14 protein-coding genes are annotated in these 18,475 nt (G+C 65.9%); 3 read left to right on the top strand and 11 right to left on the bottom strand.

What is annotated here, in order from left to right:
- Window positions 1-3: 3 nt before the first annotated feature.
- From QX039_RS14940 to QX039_RS14905, 8 genes are all read right to left on the bottom strand, one after another.
- Window positions 4-1,005 carry an ABC transporter substrate-binding protein gene (locus QX039_RS14940; protein ID WP_315773208.1) on the bottom strand — a complete coding sequence of 334 codons (1,002 nt, stop codon included), beginning with the start codon at window positions 1,003-1,005 and terminating at the stop codon, window positions 4-6.
- Between the two features lie 152 nt (window positions 1,006-1,157).
- Complete coding sequence (locus QX039_RS14935) at window positions 1,158-1,346, bottom strand: hypothetical protein (protein WP_315735088.1); 189 nt, start codon at window positions 1,344-1,346, stop codon at window positions 1,158-1,160.
- Between the two features lie 137 nt (window positions 1,347-1,483).
- Window positions 1,484-1,966 carry a hypothetical protein gene (locus QX039_RS14930; protein WP_315773207.1) on the bottom strand — a complete coding sequence of 161 codons (483 nt, stop codon included), beginning with the start codon at window positions 1,964-1,966 and terminating at the stop codon, window positions 1,484-1,486.
- Window positions 1,967-2,074: 108 nt separating this feature from the next.
- Window positions 2,075-2,767 carry an alpha/beta family hydrolase gene (locus QX039_RS14925; protein WP_315773206.1) on the bottom strand — a complete coding sequence of 231 codons (693 nt, stop codon included), beginning with the start codon at window positions 2,765-2,767 and terminating at the stop codon, window positions 2,075-2,077.
- Window positions 2,768-2,826: 59 nt separating this feature from the next.
- Window positions 2,827-4,842, bottom strand: a complete 2,016-nt coding sequence (locus tag QX039_RS14920; RefSeq protein ID WP_315773205.1) for a HAMP domain-containing methyl-accepting chemotaxis protein — start codon at window positions 4,840-4,842, stop codon at window positions 2,827-2,829.
- Window positions 4,843-4,877: 35 nt separating this feature from the next.
- Complete coding sequence (locus tag QX039_RS14915) at window positions 4,878-5,771, bottom strand: TRAP transporter substrate-binding protein (RefSeq protein ID WP_315735097.1); 894 nt, start codon at window positions 5,769-5,771, stop codon at window positions 4,878-4,880.
- Window positions 5,772-6,102: 331 nt separating this feature from the next.
- Window positions 6,103-6,747, bottom strand: coding sequence for an NAD(P)H-binding protein (locus QX039_RS14910; protein ID WP_315735099.1), 645 nt, complete (start codon window positions 6,745-6,747; stop codon window positions 6,103-6,105).
- Window positions 6,748-6,892: 145 nt separating this feature from the next.
- Complete coding sequence (locus QX039_RS14905; protein ID WP_315773203.1) at window positions 6,893-9,205, bottom strand: Tex family protein; 2,313 nt, start codon at window positions 9,203-9,205, stop codon at window positions 6,893-6,895.
- Window positions 9,206-9,401: 196 nt separating this feature from the next.
- Between QX039_RS14905 and QX039_RS14900 the strand changes: the two genes are divergently transcribed.
- Window positions 9,402-11,462, top strand: coding sequence for an ATP-dependent helicase (locus tag QX039_RS14900; protein ID WP_315735103.1), 2,061 nt, complete (start codon window positions 9,402-9,404; stop codon window positions 11,460-11,462).
- A 126-nt stretch (window positions 11,463-11,588) separates the two neighbouring features.
- On the opposite strand, the gene QX039_RS14895 is transcribed toward QX039_RS14900, so the two are convergent.
- Together QX039_RS14895 and QX039_RS14890 are read right to left on the bottom strand one after the other, a co-directional pair.
- A complete protein-coding gene (locus QX039_RS14895) occupies window positions 11,589-12,551 on the bottom strand; it encodes a fatty acid desaturase (RefSeq protein WP_315735105.1) in 963 nt (320 codons plus the stop codon).
- Window positions 12,552-12,565: 14 nt separating this feature from the next.
- A complete protein-coding gene (locus QX039_RS14890; protein WP_315735107.1) occupies window positions 12,566-13,597 on the bottom strand; it encodes an alpha/beta fold hydrolase in 1,032 nt (343 codons plus the stop codon).
- A gap of 883 nt (window positions 13,598-14,480) precedes the next feature.
- On the opposite strand from QX039_RS14890, the gene QX039_RS14885 reads away from it, so the two are divergent.
- A complete protein-coding gene (locus QX039_RS14885; protein WP_315735109.1) occupies window positions 14,481-15,518 on the top strand; it encodes an LLM class flavin-dependent oxidoreductase in 1,038 nt (345 codons plus the stop codon).
- Between the two features lie 100 nt (window positions 15,519-15,618).
- The gene (locus tag QX039_RS14880) at window positions 15,619-16,098 is read left to right on the top strand and encodes a hypothetical protein (RefSeq protein WP_315735111.1); all 480 of its coding nucleotides are present in this window, start codon (window positions 15,619-15,621) and stop codon (window positions 16,096-16,098) included.
- Between the two features lie 194 nt (window positions 16,099-16,292).
- Here QX039_RS14880 and QX039_RS14875 read toward each other — a convergent pair whose 3' ends face one another.
- Entirely contained in the window at window positions 16,293-18,407 is a 2,115-nt protein-coding gene (locus tag QX039_RS14875; RefSeq protein ID WP_315735114.1) for a tetratricopeptide repeat protein, read from the bottom strand.
- Window positions 18,408-18,475: the final 68 nt, after the last annotated feature.

Genomic DNA, 18,475 nt, shown 5'->3' with positions numbered 1-18,475 from the left:
TCATCAATCCGGCTTCACAAGGTCTTTGGCGATGATCGCGGCCGCATCATAGCCCTGGTCCGCGAACCCCTGCGCCTGCAGCCATTTGATCTGGCTGTCGATGTTCTTCACATCGAGCTTGCCGTCAGGATCGATATAGGCGCAATTGCCGACCACCTGCTCGACCGGCAGGTTGGTGTACTTGCCGATGATTTCCAGCAATGGCCTGGTCTTGACGTCGATCGCGGCAGTGCCGTCCTTGACCGAGGCGAGCACGACATCATGATACTCGCGCTCGGCGCGCTGAAGCGACGTCAGCAGCTTGCCGACCAGCACGGTGTTGGCCAAGGTTTTCGGCCCCGCGAACACGCCGCTGACCTGCCACGGCGTCTCGTCGCCGACCCAGCCGAGATGCTTGACGGCGCCCTCCTCCATCAGCTTGCGTGCGACGGAAACCGGCATCAGCGCCGCGTCGACGGTCTCACCCTTGATTGCCGCCGACATGTTGGACATCGATTGCAGCGGCACGATCTTCACGTCGGCGAGCTTGAAGCCGTATTTGTCGGCCAGCAGCCCCACCGAATAGTGAAAGCTCGACCCGACCTGGGTCATCGCCACGCGCTTGCCGGCAATATCCTTCGGCGCCTTGAGACCTGCCTCGTAAGCCTTGTTGCTGGCGAAGTAGCCGATCAGCGGAAACCCGGGGCGGTCACGGCTCATGCCGGCGATGATCTTCAACGCGCCCTTGCCTGCGAGGTTATACAGTCCTGCGGTGAAGGCGGTCACCCCGACATCGACGTCGCCGGTGGCCGTCGCCACGGCGATCGGTTGCGCTGCATCGAAAAACTTCAGCTCGACGTCCAGGCCAGCTTCGCGGAAGTAGCCCTTGTCCAACGCGATGAACACCGGCGCGGACGAGGACAGCCGGAGAACGCCGATCCGGAGCTTGGTATCGTCGGCCAGCGCGGTGCTGATCGATACGAGGCTCCAGAGCAGCCCCAGGACGAAGCCAACGCATCGGAACATCACACTCTCCAAGATCTGGCGACCTGCACACCCGGCCCAACGACGACGCCGACTTGTTGCAATATTTCGAGCCTGATGTCGCGCCAAATTTTCAGGAGTCGGGAGATCGCAGCCTCAGAGGACGGGCGTCTTGCTCCAAGCCGGCTCGTCCATCACGGTAACGCGTGTTGAGCTAAACGCCCTTGCAGTCGGCGGTCCGGTCCTTCCGCGACCGTGAGCTTCTTGCAGGCGCCGTGAAACGTCTCGATCCCCTTCAATCCATCCTCTGCACGGACCGACTTGGCCGGCAGGCTCGCCGCGCCGAGGGCCAGCAGCCAAACGGATGAAGCTGTCTTTCTCATCACGATCCTCTGACAGAGTGGATATTGCCGAGCAGGCCGGATTTGCCGCGTGGACCGTACGGTGGCGAGTGACGACCGGCGACGCAGCGACGAGCTCTCCTGCTGGCTCATCCTGCTTGCGCACAGGGGTGACGGCCTCAGAAGGTCTGCATCACTGGCTTCTCGCCATTGGACAGAAATAGCCCTTCAAAGCGGCCGATCTCGCTGTCGGCCGTGCATTCGATCAGGTCGGGTCCCTTGAAGGGATTGCCGTGACGGCATTGCCCCTTCGCCGTCACCTTGTTGATCGTCTTCCGACTTTGGCCAATGATCATCATATCGACCGGCGTGACGAACTTGTCCGGTCCGGGTTGCTCCTGCAGATCGCCGCGGTTCGAGAACGTGACCACGCTGCCGTCGAGCAAGGTGAAGTAGAAGCCGGTGCGCTGATCGTCATAGTCGGTATTGAGCAGCGCGCCCTTGCATTCGGAGCTGCGATCCTCTCCCGCGACGATGAGCTTCTGGCAAGTCCCCTTCACGACCACCATGCCGGTGAGCCTGGCATCGGCGCGCGACGGAGCTGCAGAGAGCATCAGCACGCCGAGCGCGCACACCGACACCGCCAACACTGCCGACTTCATCGAACTCCCCTCCCTCCCTTTCAATATGACTATGCCTCAACCTCTGGTGACGGAGAAGTTCTATTTTTGTTCTCATGCCATTTTTCTCCGAAAGAGGCGCTCGGCGCGTCAGCCGGCACGCGCTTCCAGAGTCTCCAGCCACGCCGCAAACGCCTCCGTCAGGTCCTCCATGACGGCCCGATCATTCCGGCCGGAGCGCGCAGGTACGTGGAAGGCGTGGTCGGCCTGATCGATCCAATGCAAGGTCGCGCGCGGTCCCAGCCGCTTCACGACGGGCGCGAGCAGCTCCATCTCCGCCAGCTTGTCGCGCGTCCCCTGCAGGAACAGCATCGGAACCTCGATCGCATCGAGATGATCGGCGCGCATAATGGAGGGCTTGCCGGCGGGGTGAAGCGGAAAGCCGAGAAAGGCGAGCCCGGTCACGCCTGGCAGCGGCGCTGCGCTCTGCGCCTGCGACGTCATCCGCGCTCCGAACGACTTGCCGCCCGCGACGAGCGGCAGCCCCGAACAGAGCCGCGCGGCCTCCGCCACGGCAGCCCGCACCGCGGCGTGGGCGAGCGCGGGCGGATCCGGGCGCTTGCTGCCCTTCTCCATGTAGGGAAACTGAAAGCGGAGCGTCGCGATGCCGCGTGCAGCAAGGCTTGCGGCCGCCTGGTTCATGAAGACGTGGGTCATGCCGGCGCCCGCGCCATGGGCGAACACGAAGCAGGCGCGCGCCTCCGCCGGAGACATGAACAGCGCGGACACGACGCCCGCGCCGTCGATGGGAAGTGTGAGGGAACGCGGCTGGTGCTCGGTCATGCCGCAGAGTGTGAGCCTGCGCTCCTTGCGTCAACTCCAGTCGCCACCGACTTTGCAGCTCAGGCCGCGGTCCGGATCGTCTGCAGGAAGTCGGCGACATTGCTCTTCAGCGAAGCGGCCTGCTGCTGCAGCGCGGCGGCCGCCGCCAGCGCAGCTTCAGCGCCGGCATCGGTCTGCCCGGCCACGTTACGCACGTCGCCGATCTCCTGCGTGACCGCCGCCGTGCCGCTGGCCGCCTGCTCGACGTTGCGGGCGATCTCGCTGGTCGCAGCCCCCTGCTGCTCCACCGCGGCGGCGATCGCGTTGGAGATCTCGGCAATCTCCCGCACGGTCGTGCCGAACTGGGCAATCGCGCCGACCGTCTCCTGCGTCGCGCTCTGGATGGTCGCAATCTGGCTCGAGATCTGCTCCGTCGCCTGCGCAGTCTGCGAGGCGAGGTTCTTCACCTCGCTCGCGACGATCGCAAATCCACGGCCGGCCTCGCCGGCGCGCGCCGCCTCGATGGTGGCGTTGAGCGCCAGCAGGTTGGTCTGGCTCGCGATCGCCTGGATCAGCTGCACGATGGTGCCGATCCTCTCCGCCGCGCTGGAGAGCCCGTCGATCAGCTCGGATGTCCGCTGCGTCTCGTGCGTCGCCCGGGTCGACACCGTGACCGAGCGCTGGACCTGGGAGGAGATCTCCCTGATCGAGGCCGCGAGCTCCTGGGTCGCCGAGGCCACGGTCTGCACATTGACGGACGCCTGCTCGGCCCGGCTGGCGACCGCTTCCGCAAGGCCACGGCCGCGTTCTGCGACGCGCGCCAGCTCGCTGGCGCTTTCGCCCATCTCGGTCGCACGCCCGCCGACGCCGGTGATGACGCCCTGCATACCCTGCTCGAATCGACCAGCCAGATCGGACATCATGCGGGCGCGCTCGGCCTCCGCAGCCTCACGCTGTGCCGCGGCCTCCTGCTCCATGCGGCGTACAGCAAGCGCATTGTCACGGAAAATCTCCACGGCGCGCGCCATCCGGCCGATCTCGTCGCGCTGCTCGCCGCCGGGAATCGGCTGATCCAATTCGCCGGCCGCCAGCGACTGCATGCGGTCGGTCATGCCGCGGATCGGGTTCGACACGCTGGCGCCGATCAGCCAGGCCAGCACCGCTCCGAATATCACGGCTGCGGCTGCCGTCACGATGATGGTCTGCTTGGTATCTTCGACCGCGACGCCGGTCCTCGCGGCCTGCTCTGCGCGCGCCGCACCGAGCTGCTGGTTGATCCGGCTGACCTGGGTATCGATCGAGGCGCTCGCCTTGGCGAGCTCCGCCTGCTTGGCGCGCAGGTCAGTGGCCACCTTGATCACCTCCTCGAGCGCAGCCGCATCCGCCGTGAGAGCCTCTTTCAGCGCAGCAACCAGCGCCTTCAGCTTGGCATCATCGACACCCGCGATCTCGGCCTCCGCATCGGCAATCGCGAGCTTCGCATAGACGAAGGTGAGCCTGGCGTCGTCGGCATCGCCATTCGACAACGTGTTGGTATAGCGCATCACCGCGATACGGACCGCGTCGACGACGCTGGCCAGACGCAACGGATTCATCAACGGCTCGCTGCCCGCGCGATTGGCGAGGGCAACCTGGATGCCGCCCATGTTGATTCCGGCAACGGCGCCCAATGCTTCGGTCTTGGTCGTCGCCGCCCGCAGGCGGTCCACGGCCTCCGCCGCGGCAGCGAACGACGAGCGATAGGCCGCCAGCGCGTTCCGTACCGGCCCCACGCCGTCAGCCAGCACCTTCAGCCCGCCGGACTGCTTCTCGACCTGATCGGCGAGACCGCCGACGGCGTCGATGGCCTTGCTGGCCGCATCCTTGTCACCGACGTTCCAGGTGCGGATGAATCTCTCGACCGCGCCGTTGGCACCGAGCAGCGCGGCACGCACCTGCGACATGCCGGCGTCCCCGGCCGCGCTGGTGACGAGTTCGTCCACGGTGCCGCCGATGCGCCCGACCTGGATCATGGCGAAGCCGCCGAGCAACACCAGGAAGCTCAGGATCAAGGCAAAGCCGCCGAAGATTCGCGGGCGGACACCGATCCAAGACATCAGAGAAGATAATTTCATCGATTTGCCCGGCTGTTTCACGGAGTGGACCTGATAGTGGCGAGCAGCTCCTTGCCGAAGCGCTTCTCGAAGTCGGGATCGAGCGGCCTGACCGCATCGACGAAGGTCTTGCGATCGAATGTCTCGATCACCTCCATGCCGCCCTTGCGCAGCTCATCGAGCTTCTGCGCATCGAGCTGGGCCTGCCAAGTGAGCTCCGCAGCCGCCTTGGCGGCGGCAACCAGCGCGTCACGGTCCGCCGCATCGAGATGATCGAACATCGCGCGGTTGGCGACGAAGGCGATCGGCGCGAAGAAATGGCCGGTGAGCGTCAGATATTTCTGCACCTCGTCGAAGCGATTGGCCGCGATGGTGGCGACCGGATTTTCCTGACCGTCCAGACGACCGTCCTTGAGCGCTGCATAGACCAGCGGAAAATCCATCGGCATCACGTCGGCGCCGAGCGCCTTGAAGGTCATCTGGTAGACGGGATTGGGGATCACGCGGATCTTGAGGCCCTTGACGTCATCGACGGTACGGACCGGACGCTTCGAGTTGGTGAGATTGCGAAAGCCCTGCTTGCCCAGCGCCAGCAGCACCAGTCCCTTGTCGGCGAACTTGGCGCCGATCGCGGCGGCGACCGGCCCCTGCGCCACCGCCTTGGCATGCGCGGTGTCACGGAACAGGAACGGGATGTCGAAGACGCCAAGCTCGGGGACCACCGCGCTGGCGATGCCGCCGGACACCACGGCCACGTCCACCGCGCCGCTCCGGGTTGCAGCCAGCACCGCCGCCTCGCTGCCGAATGCGTTGCCCGCACGCTCATCAATGATGAGCCGCTTGCCGGCCAACGCCTGCAGCTTCACGCGAAATTCGTCCGACCCGATCTGCTGCGGGTTCTGAATCTGCGAGTTGAAGACCAGCGACACCATTCGCGGAGACGCCGTCGCCGCTTGGGTTCCGAGCAGGGGTCCCACCAATGCCAAGAAACAAACTTCAAGCAGCTGTCTGCGCATGAAACACCGGGTTCGTTTTTCCTCGATGCACAACTACCAGCGAGATATGGTTAAGATGTTAAGAGGCGATTCCCGTCTTGCCCGCTTCAGCCATTCACTCCCTGATAGTCACATGCGATACGGCCGTAAAACTACGGAGATCGCCGAGTTCACCTGTCGATCCAAAGCCTGAGGCGCGGCGCGATACCTAATTTCGATTTATCGAAAATGGTGAGACCAAGCCGCTACGCAAGAGCGGCAGGCTCGATCATCGGCGCATGGCCCCTGACAGCATCACTCGCGTGCCGGCAACCGTAGGAACAGCCATCCGCAGTGCATTGGCGACGTCCGCCGCCGCGATGGGCTTGTAGTTCGCCGGAATCAGGAAGCCGATGATGCTGTTCAGCCTGTTGCCCCATTCCTCGCCCGGACGACTCGGCTGTCCGAGCTCCGCCCGCGGGCCGACCAGCAGCGAAGGCCGCGCGATCACCAGGCCCTCGAAGGGCAGCGCGGTCAGATCGTCCTCGAGCTCGCCTTTCACCCGGCTATAGAAGACGGGCGAGCTGCTGTCGGCGCCCATCGCGCTGACCAGACCAACGCGTCTCATGCCGCTCGCGAGCGCGGCCTTGGCGACGGCGAGGTTGGCGTCGTGATCGATGGCGCGGAAGGCGGCCTGGCTCCCGGCCACCTTGATCGTGGTCCCGAGAGCCAGATAGAGCTCGTCGGCCGGCGGCAGGGACGGCAGCGCGGTGAAATCCACGACATGCGCCGTCAGCTTGGGCGAATGGTCAGGCGGCGCGCGGCGGCCGACGACATGCACGCGATCCACGGTCGGGTCGGCAAGCAGGCCGCGAAGAAGCTCCCGTCCCACCAGCCCGGTCGCGCCGGCAATGATCACGGTCCGGTTCGTCATGCTCGGTCTCCACTCGCGGCCCGCCGAGCAAGGTAAGCATCACCGCACAGATAGGGAAGACCGACACGCCGCCGAATGGCATGACGCTGCAGACATGACGCCGCAGAGGGGGCATGTCCTCCGCGGCGCCTCATCGCCATCCGCCTCAGGCGCCCTTGCGCCGCTCCGCCGCCTTGGCCATCGCCGCCGCAAGCGCGCCGCCGCCCGACGACTTCTCCTCACGCGTGGTCATGCGGGCCGCTGGCGGCCGTGCGCTGGTCCGCTTCTCGCCCTTCGCCGGCAGCGGATCAGACAGCCGAAGCGTCAGCGAGATGCGGTTGCGCGGCACGTCGACGTCGAGCACCTTCACCTTCACGACCTGCCCCGGCTTCACCACCTCGCGCGGATCATTGATGCGCTTCTCGGACATCGCCGAGATGTGGATCAGGCCGTCCTGGTGCACGCCGATATCGGCGAAGGCGCCGAACGCCGCGACGTTGGTGATAGTCGCCTCCAGGATCATGCCGGGCTTGAGATGGGTGATCTTCTCGACGCCCTCCTGGAAGGTGGCCGTCTTGAACTCCGGACGCGGATCGCGGCCGGGCTTCTCCAGCTCCTTGATGATGTCGGTGACCGTCGGCACGCCGAAGCGCTCGTCGGCGAACTTCGTCGGGCTCAACGCCTTCAGCACCTTGGTCTCACCGATCAGCGCCTTGATGTCGCTCTTGGTCGCCTCGAGGATCTTCTTCACGATCGGATAGGATTCCGGATGCACGCCGGAGGCGTCGAGCGGATTGTCGCCGTCGCGGATGCGCAGGAAGCCGGCGCATTGCTCGAACGCCTTCGGTCCGAGCCGCGGCACTTCCTTCAGCTTGTCGCGGCTCGGGAACGGGCCGTTGCTGTCACGGTGCGCGACGATGTTCTGTGCGAGGCTCTCGCCGATGCCCGACACGCGCGCGAGCAGCGGCGCCGAGGCGGTGTTGAGGTCGACGCCGACGGCATTCACGCAGTCCTCGACGGTGGCATCGAGCGCGCGTGCCAGCTCATACTGATTGAGGTCGTGTTGATACTGGCCGACGCCGATCGAGGCCGGCGGTACCTTGACGAGCTCGCCGAGCGGATCCTGCAGGCGGCGCGCGATCGAAACGGCGCCGCGGATCGACACGTCGAGATTGGGGAATTCCTTCGCGGCGAACTCCGAGGCCGAATAGACCGACGCGCCAGCTTCCGACACGATCGCCTTGGTCAGCTTGAGATCCGGCTTCAGCTTCATCAAATCGTTGACCAGCTTCTCCGTTTCACGCGACGCAGTGCCGTTGCCGATCGCGACCAGCTCGATGCGATGCTTGATGCAGAGCTGCGCGAGCGTCAGCATGCTCTCGTTCCACTGCCGCTGCGGCTCGTGCGGATAGATCGTGGCGTGGTCGACGAACTTGCCGGTGCGGTCGATCACCGCGACCTTGACGCCGGTGCGGAAGCCGGGATCGAGCCCGAGCGTGGCGCGGCCGCCGGCGGGAGCAGCGAGCAGCAGATCACGCAGGTTCGCCGCGAACACGCGCACCGCCTCCTTCTCCGCCTCCTGCCACAGCCGCATCCGGATATCGAGCGCCAGTGAGGTCTTGATGCGGGTGCGCCAGGCCCAGCGCACGGAGTCCGACAGGAACTGATCGGCCGGGCGGCCCTGGCGCGAGATGCCGAAGGTCACCGCGATGCGGTTCTCATACAGCGACGGGTCCTTCGAATCCTCCGGCTCGCCATCGCCGAAATCGAGCTGCAGCACCTCTTCCTTCTCGCCGCGCAGCATCGCCAGGATGCGGTGCGACGGCAGCTTGGTGAACGGCTCGGAGAAGTCGAAGTAATCGGCGAATTTCGCGCCCTCGGTCTTCTTGCCGTGCCGCACCGTCGCCTTCACGGCGCCGCGGGTCCACATCTCCTCGCGTAGCGAGCCGACGAGATCGGCATGCTCGGCGAAGCGCTCGACCAGGATCGCGCGTGCGCCTTCCAGCGCCGCCTTGACGTCCTTGACCGGATTGTCGCCGTCCTTCTTGATGAACGCCTTGGCCTCGACTTCCGGCGCCTTCATCGGATCGCCGATCAGCATGTCGGCGAGCGGCTCGAGTCCGGCCTCCTTGGCGATCTGCGCCTTGGTGCGGCGCTTCTCCTTGAACGGCAGATAGATGTCCTCGAGCCGGGCCTTGGTGTCGGCGGTCGCCAGCGCCAGCTCGATCTCCGGCGTCATCTTGCCCTGTGCCTTGATGCTCTCGATGATCGCGGTGCGCCGTGCATCCATCTCGCGCAGATATCGCAGCCGTTCCTCCAGCGTGCGCAGCTGCGTGTCGTCCAGCATGCCAGTCGCTTCCTTGCGGTAGCGCGCGATGAACGGCACGGTCGCGCCGCCATCGAGCAGGTCGATCGCGGCCTGGACCTGGGCATCCCTGACGGCGAGCTCAGCGGCGATGATGGAGGCAAAGTTCGACACGGTGTTCTTCCGAGATTCGTGACGGGGCTGATTGGATAGGAGTGCACGCGCGCCAGCGCAAGCGGCTGGCGGACGCTCTGTGGGCAACCGTGACAAAAAAGACCGGTTGCGAATCATGTAAAACGCTGCCGCGACCGGGCCATCGCGTTGCACATGAGGCGCAAATCACTGATTCTTGCAGGCTGAGGGACGATTCGTGCAGGCCACGGCTGCGACATATCTCGACGATCTCAATCCGGAGCAGCGCCGCGCCGTCGAGCATGGCGGTGCGCTGGCCGCACCGGGCCCGCCGCTGCTGATCATTGCCGGCGCGGGATCGGGCAAGACCAACACGCTCGCGCATCGCGTCGCACATCTGCTCGTCAATGGTGCCGATCCGCGCCGTATCCTGTTGATGACGTTCTCGCGCCGCGCGGCGAGCGAGATGAGCCGCAGGGTCGAGCGCATCGCCCGCAAGGTGCTGGGCGGCAAGGCCGAGCCGATCACGGCCGCGCTCACCTGGGCCGGCACGTTTCATGGCCTGGGCGCGCGGATGCTGCGCGACTACGCTGAGCGCGTCGGCCTCGACCCCGTGTTCACGATCCATGATCGCGAGGATTCCGCCGACCTGATGAATCTGGCGCGGCACGAGCGCGGCTTGTCCAACACGCAGCGGCGCTTTCCGACCAAAGGCACCTGCCTTGCGATCTACTCGCGCTGCGTCAACGCCGACATGCCGCTCGACGAGGCACTGGTGCGGCATTTTCCGTGGTGCGCGGAATGGGCCGGCGAGCTGAAGGGCCTGTTCGCGGCCTATGTCGAAGCCAAGCAGGCCAATGCCGTGCTCGACTACGACGACCTGCTGCTGTACTGGGCGCAGATGATGGCGGACGAAACCATCGCGCGCGAGATCGGCGATCGCTTCGACCACGTGCTGGTCGACGAATATCAGGACACCAACCGGCTGCAGTCGCAGATCCTGCTCGGCTTGAAGCCCGACGGCGCGGGACTGACGGTGGTCGGCGACGACGCGCAATCGATCTATGCCTTCCGCGCCGCCACCGTGCGCAACATCCTGGATTTTCCCGATCAGTTCAGCCCGCGCGCCGACATCGTCACGCTCGACCGCAACTACCGATCGACGCAGCCGATCCTCACCGCGGCCAACGGCGTGATCGGGCTGGCGCGCGAGCGCTTCACCAAGAATTTGTGGACGGACCGCACGAGCTCGCGCAAACCGCAGCTCGTGACGATCAGCGACGAGACCGACCAGGCGCGCTACATCGTCGAGCAGGTGCTGGCGAAGCGCGAGGAAGGCATCGTGCTGAAGCAGCAGGCCGTCCTGTTCCGAACGTCGTCGCACAGCGGCCCGTTGGAATTCGAGCTCACGCGCCGCAACATCCCGTTCGTGAAGTTCGGCGGGTTGAAGTTCCTCGATGCCGCCCATGTCAAGGACGTGCTGGCCTGCTTGCGCTTCGTCGCGAATCCGCGCGACCGCATCGCCGGCTTCCGCGTGCTGCATCTGATCCCCGGCATCGGACCCGCGTCGGCGCAGCGCCTGCTCGATGCCATCAGCGACAGTGCCGATCCGATCGCACGGTTGTGTGAGCAGCCCGCGCCGGCGCGCGCCGGCGAGGATTGGACGGCGTTCGTGCGTGCGTTGGAGCAGTTGCGCGTCTCGGAATGGCCTGGGGATATCGAGCGCGTCAGGCACTGGTATCAGCCGCATCTCGAGCGCGTTCATGAAGATGCGGAGGTGCGAACCGCCGACCTGCTGCAGCTCGAGCAGATCGCGAGCGGCTATCCATCGCGCGAGCGTTTCCTCACCGAGCTGACGCTCGACCCGCCCGACGCCACCTCCGATCAGTCCGGCGTGCCTTTGCTCGACGAGGACTATCTGATCCTCTCCACCATCCATTCCGCCAAGGGCATGGAGTGGAATTCCGTGCACATCCTCAACGTCGTCGACGGCTGCATGCCGTCCGATCTCGGCGCCGGCACGAGCGCCGAGCTGGAAGAGGAGCGCCGGCTGCTCTACGTCGCCATGACCCGCGCCAAGGACGACCTGCATCTGCTGGTGCCGCAGCGCTTCTTCGTCCATGGCCAGCCGGTGCGCGGCGATCGTCATGTCTATGCCTCACGCACGCGGTTCATTCCGGAAGCGCTGGTGCCGCTGTTCGAACGCACCAGCTGGCCGCGGGCGCAGCCCGGCGCGGCGTATGCAAGCCAGGGTCCGCGCATCGACCTCGGTGCCCGCATGCGCGAGCGCTGGCGGTGAGCGGATCCTTCGCCCTCCCTGCTACGAACTGGGCCCTTGCTGCTTGCGCAGTTTGCGTCGTTTGGCGGGATCTCTCGCCGCGCAAGCGGGGCGAGGTAAGCACCGCGCTCGCCGCAGGATCTAATTTCATGACGTCTCGGCTTTCCTCTCCTTCCACTGCGCCCGAAACCACGCCCAGGTCTGCCGCGTCACCGCGATGTAGCCCTCGCCGCGATACTTGATCTCGCCGTCGACGATCGCATGCAGTTTCGGCAATGCGTGGAACGGCACCGCGGGATAGGCGTGGTGCTCGACGTGATAGGGCATGTTCCAGGCGAGCCAGTGCACGGCGCGCGTGGTGAAGGTGGTGCGGGTGTTCTGGAAGGCGCTCCTGGTATGGTCGCAGCCGGTGTGTTCGGCGTAGAGATAGGGTCGCAACACCAATTGCCCCAGCAGCAGCGGCAGCACCCAGACCCACAGCAACAGCGCGCTTTGCAGCGCGAGCGAGCCGAGCAGCAGCAGCGCGTAGCCGGCGGCATAGGCGCGCGCCTCGCGCACGATGGTGGCGCGGCGGCCGGCAGGCACCCATGGCACCGTCACCTCGCCGGTGATCGCATGTTGCAGCAGCAGTCGCAGCCGGCCGGCCATCTGGACCAGGCCGGAATAGGCAATCGCGAGCTGCGTCTCCGAACGCGGCTTGGGGCCGACGATCAGCTCCGGATCGCGCAGGGGATCCTGGGTGTGGCGGTGATGCTCCCAATGGAACAGGCAGTAATATTCATAAGGCAGTCCGATCAGGAAGCCGGAGAGATAGCCGACCGCGAGGTTGAGCCTGCGGCTGTCGAAGGCGGTCTTGTGCGCGGTCTCGTGCACCGCCATGAACAGGAACGCGATGAGCACGCCCTGCACCGGCAGCAAGGGCAGCGCCCACAGCACACCATGCGTCGATGCGATCGCTCCGATCAGCGCACCCACGCCGATGATCGCGCCGTAATGGCTGAGCGTGCGTAGCGCGCCCTGCAGGTTGGAGCGCGTGCAGAGCTGCTGCAGCACCGGCGGTGTCAGCAGCTTCGGACGGGGCGCGAATTCGTCGGTGGGCACGTCGGTCATGTCGAACTCGGGTGTCAGCTCTGGAGAAGGGCGGAGACGTTGGCGTTGATGAAATCGCGGTCCGCCGGGATGCGGATCGGATTGCCCGCGCGGTGGCCGTGGATCGAGGGGATCGGCCGCAGCGCCGCGGAGCGGGCGTTCACGAGCTTGGGAAGTTCTCGCTCGTTGTCGCGCCAATCGAAGTAGCGGTCGGTCTGGCCCGGCATCAGCAACATGCGGGCGGTGATCGCGCCGAGCGCTCGGTCGAGATCGCCGCCGAACGCCGCGCAATTGCTGATGTCGCCGCCCTGCCAGATCGCGATCTGAGTCAGCAGGTTGTTCGCGTCGCGATGCGCGAAGGCCAAGTCCCAGGTGGCGGCGAGATAGTCCTCCTGCGAGCCAAAGCCCTGCGCGCGCCAGACCTCGTCGCGATAGAACTCGTAGGACATCGCCCAGCCCGCATAGATCCGCCCCATCGCGCGCAGGCCGGCCACCGGCTTCTCGGCGAAGCGGCCGTTGCGAAACGCGGGATCGGCCATCAGCGCCGCCTTCACCGCGTCGAGAAACAGGTGATTGTAGGGCGAGCAGCGCGCGCTGCCGCACACCACCGCCGCACGCTCCACCATGTCCGGATGACAGGCGGCCCAGTGATAGGCCTGCATGCCGCCCATCGACCAGCCATAGACCAGCGCGATCCGGCTAATCCCGAACTGCTCCTCAACGAGCCGCCGCTGCATCGCGACCGCATCGTGATAGCTGATGGACGGGAACGGCGCGTCGCCGAACAGCTCGCGCGTATTCGAGGGCGACGACGACAGCCCATTGCCGAACAGGTTCGGAATGATGACGAAGTACTTGGTGGGGTCGAGCGCGCCGCCGGGCGCGATCATCCATTCGATGTCGATATGCTGGGCACCGAACGAGGTCGGATAGAGGATGACGTTGTCCTTGGCCGCATTCAGCGTGCCGTAGGTCTTGTAGGCGAGCCGCAGCGACGGGAACGTCACGCCCGATTGCAGCACGACGTCGCCCGCCTCGAAGATCTGATAGTCGCTGCCCGCCGCCATGCACGTCATCCCGTGTGATCGATGAACGGAGCCTAGGTGATGCGCGGCCGGGCCACACGCCCATTTTTTGACATGGCATGACCGCGCAAGAGGCGCGGGCGGCAATCGCATCAGCCGAGGCCATGGGTTCGTACCCTCGCGGCCGCTCCAGCCCGAGCTCTGTCCGGATCGCCTGCCCTCTGAAACGTGAGGGCGCAGGGAAGACCGGGAGCTCGCCGCCCCCATGGCCCGCCTGCGAAAAAAAGTGCAGGCGGCAGGAACCACAGGTTCGGCTGGGACATCCCGGCCTTCCCTGCGCGATGGTCTTAACAGCTGCTTCGCGCTCTCCCTGGGGACCGGCTGTGTTGCCCCCATCGTCGGCGTGATGCGCTTCCGCACCATCATCCGGCTTGACCTCAGCATCGGGAGGCCAGGACCACGCGACTTGACTGTCCGCAACGGATCGTTCGTCGGCGCGACACCGCGCTGCGACCCGCTACGGCCACCGCATCCCTGCCTCGCGTCTCGTGACGACCGCGCGTACGCCCCTCATCGATGAGGCAGGATGGACGCAGTAGAGCACACTTTCGGTAAAAACGAAAGAAAAATATTCGAGCGCCGAAAGTGTCTCATTCCAGACCAGTTGAGCCCCGGTCATTCCGGGGCAAGGCCGCCGGCCTTGAACCCGGAATCTCGACATTGCTTTCCTCACTTCGAGATTCCGGGTTCAATCGCCAACACGCAGGCGCCTTGCGCCTGCGTGCCGACGATTGCCCCGGAATGACGGTGGACACGAAGAGCTTATCGAAACCTTGTGTTTCGCGTCAGCCGCTTGCAATCCGGCTACGCCCCTTCCAGCTGACGAGCAGAGGCCGTATGACGGCCCGACGCAACGGAATGAGACATGAACGCAGCAATCGAATTCGGCCTAGACACGTTCGGCGACGTCACCCGCAACGCGGAGGGCGCGATGGCCGCCCATGCCCAGGTGATCCGCGACGTCGTCGAGGAGGCGGTGCTGGCCGACCAGCTCGGGCTCGATTTCATCGGGCTCGGCGAGCACCATCGCGGCGATTTCGCGATCTCGGCGCCGGAGGTGGCGTTGGCGGCGATCGCCGCGCGCACCACGAAGATCAAGCTCGGCTCGGCGGTGACGGTGCTGAGCTCGGATGACCCGATCCGCGTGTTCCAGCGGTTCTCGACGCTGGACGCGGTGTCGAACGGCCGCGCCGAGGTCATCCTCGGCCGCGGCTCGTTCACCGAGTCCTTCCCGCTGTTCGGCTTCGATCTGAAGGACTACGAGGCGCTGTTCGAGGAGAAGCTCGATCTGTTCGTCAGCCTGCTGCCGCAGCAGCCGCTGACCTGGCAGGGCCAGTTGCGCCCGCCGCTGAGGGATCAACTGGTCTATCCGCCCGTCGAACATGGGCGGCTGAAGGCCTGGATCGGCGTCGGCGGCAGTCCCGAGTCCGTGGTGCGCGCCGCGCATTACGAGCTGCCGCTGATGCTCGCGATCATCGGCGGCGACCCGAAACGGTTCGCGCCCTATGTCGAGCTGTACCTTCGCGCGCTCAAGCAGTTCGGCCGCGAGACGAAGCCGATCGGCGTGCATTCGCCGGGCTATGTCGCCGACACCGACGAAGTGGCCCGCGAGGAGCTGTGGCCGGACTACAAGACCATGCGTGACCGCATCGGCCGCGAGCGCGGCTGGCCGCCGATGGGCCGCGACGAGTTCGTCCAGGAGGCCGATCACGGCTCGCTCTATGTCGGCTCGCCAGAGACGGTGGCGCAGAAGATCGCCGCGACGATCAAGGCGCTCGGCCTGTCGCGGTTCCAGCTGAAATACTCAGCCGGTCCGCTGCCGCATGCGAAACTGATGCGGAGCATCGAGCTGTATGGGCGGGTGGTGGTGCCGAGGGTGCGGGAGTTGCTGGGGGAGGGTTAAGATATCCTGCGGAGAAGGACGAGCGCGAGACCACGCACAACCGTTCTGAGTGAGCCCAGCGTTAGAATTTGTCCACCGGCAGATGTGCAGAGGTGCAGGTTTGATCAGTGACGATATTCATATTCTGCAGACGTTTCGCGAGCCGCTGATCGGTCTGCCCCTGTCTCATCTCTGGCGTGGCGCCGGATCGGCTATTTTTTTGGAGTTCGGACGGCTGACAGAACGTACGTATCTCCGTCGGGACGGGACCTCCCCCAATCCGCTTGGCGAATTCGGACTGATGATCCAGTGGAGCTGGCGCATCGAAGACAAGAAGTCGATCATGTGCGGAAGTTGGAGCGAGGAGCCGTTGTGGGAGCCAACGTTTGATCGCATTCGTAAGAAGGCTGTTTCGGACCTATCTATTTTCGGTCGGTTGCCTGAAATCGTCGTGGCTCTGTCGGATGATCTTTACGTCTCGTCATTCATGACCGCTGAAGGCGATCCACAATGGACACTCTTCGACAGACGGAACGTGGGCTTGAGGACGTTAAGCGTCGAGCGAGCGCGCCTAAAGCTGGATGTTGATCCGGCTCCTTGAGTTTCTTTGCGCGCGCGACACCCACTGCTGTCGTCCCGGCCTCCGAGCCGGGACCCATAACCCCATCTGGTTATTTGTTGCACGCGTCGCCACCATCGCGCGCCACCGAGAGATCACGCGGTATGGGTCCCGGGTCTACGCCCGGGACGACAGCGGAGAGGTGGACAGAGCACCCTCCACAACGCAGCGCTCCGTCAGGATGCGTCGAACAAGTCAGGCAGCAGCAACTCCCGCTCCCCCGCCGCAACACGCGCCAGCTCTGCTGCCGCCCACGCCAGCACGCCATCCCACGCCATCGGCTGCCCCTGCCTGAACAACCGCATGGTCGGATACCACGGGGTGTCGGCGCGGTCGCGCAGCCAGCGCCAGTCGAGCGCATAGGGCAAGAGCACCCAGACCGGGCGGCCGAGCGCGCCGGCGAGATGCGCCACCGACGTGTCGACGGAGATGACGAGGTCGAGCGCGGCAACGGCGGCCGCGGTCTCGGCGAAGTCGCTCAGCAGCGGCGCGAGATCGATGACGTCGGTGCCAAGCTCGGCGAGCCCTAGCGCATCGTCCGGTCGCGGCTCCTTCTGCAAGGAATAGAGCTGCACGCCCGGCATCACCAGCCGCGGCAGCACCGCCTGCGCGGTGAGCGAGCGCTGGCGGTCGCCCTTGTGCCTGGGATTGCCGGCCCAGACGACGCCGACTTTCAACGACGGCGCGCGCCCGAGCACGTTGCGCCACGCGGTCACCTTGATCGGATCGGCCGCAAGATAAGGCACCTCGGCCGGAATCGTCTCCAGCGTGGTACCGAAGATGCGCGGCAGATCCATCAGCGGCGCCTGCAGGTCGAATGGCGGCAGCGGCGCGCCGCGCGGCACCACGGTCACGCCCTCCAGACAGCGTAGCAGCGGCGCGATCGCCGGCTGCACCTGCAGCACGATATTGCCGCCCATCGTCTTGACGCGATCCACATAGCGCACGAATTGCAGCGCATCGCCGATGCCATATTCGGCGAACAGCAGCAACGTGCGTCCCTCAAGCGGCTCACCCTGCCATTCCGGCGCGCCGAAACGCGGCATGCCCGCGGAGAGATCAGGACAGTCGCGGCCCCAGCGATGCTCGGCGAAGCCGTTCACGAGGTCGCCGCACATCAGCAGGAAATGCGCGTGATTGTAGCGCGCGAGCGCGTTGTCGGGCGCGAGCGAAATCGCGTGATGCGAGGCCGCCAGCGCGGCGTCGATGTCGCCGGCATTACGCAGCGCCACCGCGAGATTGGCGTAGCCCTTGGCATAGGCCGGATCGGCGGCGACGGCGCGGCGATGCGCCGCGACGGCATCATCGATCTCGCCGCGCAGCTCATGGATGATGCCGAGGTTGGTATGCGCCGGGGCGTGATCGGGCTGCAGCGCCAGCGCGTGCTCGCAGGCGGCAATCGCCGCATCGAGCTGGCCTGTCCCGCACAGGCAGGCGGCGAGATTGCTGAGCACGACCACATCGGTGGGATCGAGCGCCGCGGCGCGGCGATAGGCCTCGACGGCCTCGGCCGGGCGGCCGGCCTCGTGCAGCGCGTGCCCCAGCAATCGCGCGGCCTTGGCATCGCCCGGCGCAAGATCGCCGGCGCGGCCGTAATGGATCGCGGCGTCAGCGTAGGCGCGCTGCTTGTAGAGCACGTCGCCGAGGGCGAGGTGGAGGCCAGCATCGGCCGGCTGCGCCGCCAGCGCATGCAGATAAGCGGGCACGGCCTCGTCGTATCTGGCCTGGTCGGCGAGCACATGGGCCAGCGCCCGCCATGTGCCGGGAAAGGACGGATCGCGCTCGAGCAGCGCGCGATAGGCCGCTTCCGCCTCGGCAAGCCGCCCCTGCCGGTTGAAGGCGAGCGCGAGATTCCAACGCGCGCGCAACAGCGCCGGATCAAGCGCCAGCGCGTGGCGATAGGCGGCTTCGGCCTCGGTGAAGCGGGCGAGCTCCAGCAGCGCGCTGCCGAGCTTGCTGTGAATGGCGGCATCGTGCGGCCTCAACGCTGCGGCGCGCGCAAAGGCGTCGGCAGCGCCGTCGCGCTCACCTTTCACCGCCAGCGCGTCGCCGAGCGTCACATAGGCCGGCGCATGGTTGGGATCGCGTGCGAACACGCACGCCAGCAGCTCCGCGCCGTCTGCCATGCGGCCATCGGCGAAGGCGAGGATCGCGGACAGATGCAGCGCCGGCAGATGATCCGGCACCGCCTGGAGGATGTCGCTGCACAGGGCCTTGGCCGAACCGGCACGCCCGGCATTGTAGTGATCAGCCGCCTCGATCAGCAGCCGCTCGACGGCAACAGCCCCCATGATGTCCTCAACCTCTCGCACTCGGATGCAGAGTTGAACGTGTGGCAGCGCGATTCCAGGCGAGACTC

This window comes from Bradyrhizobium sp. SZCCHNR1043 (genome assembly GCF_032489675.1).
Lineage (GTDB): Bacteria > Pseudomonadota > Alphaproteobacteria > Rhizobiales > Xanthobacteraceae > Bradyrhizobium.
The sequence above is the reverse complement of the archived record's forward strand: the minus strand, read 5'-3'. Positions and strand labels throughout refer to the sequence as shown.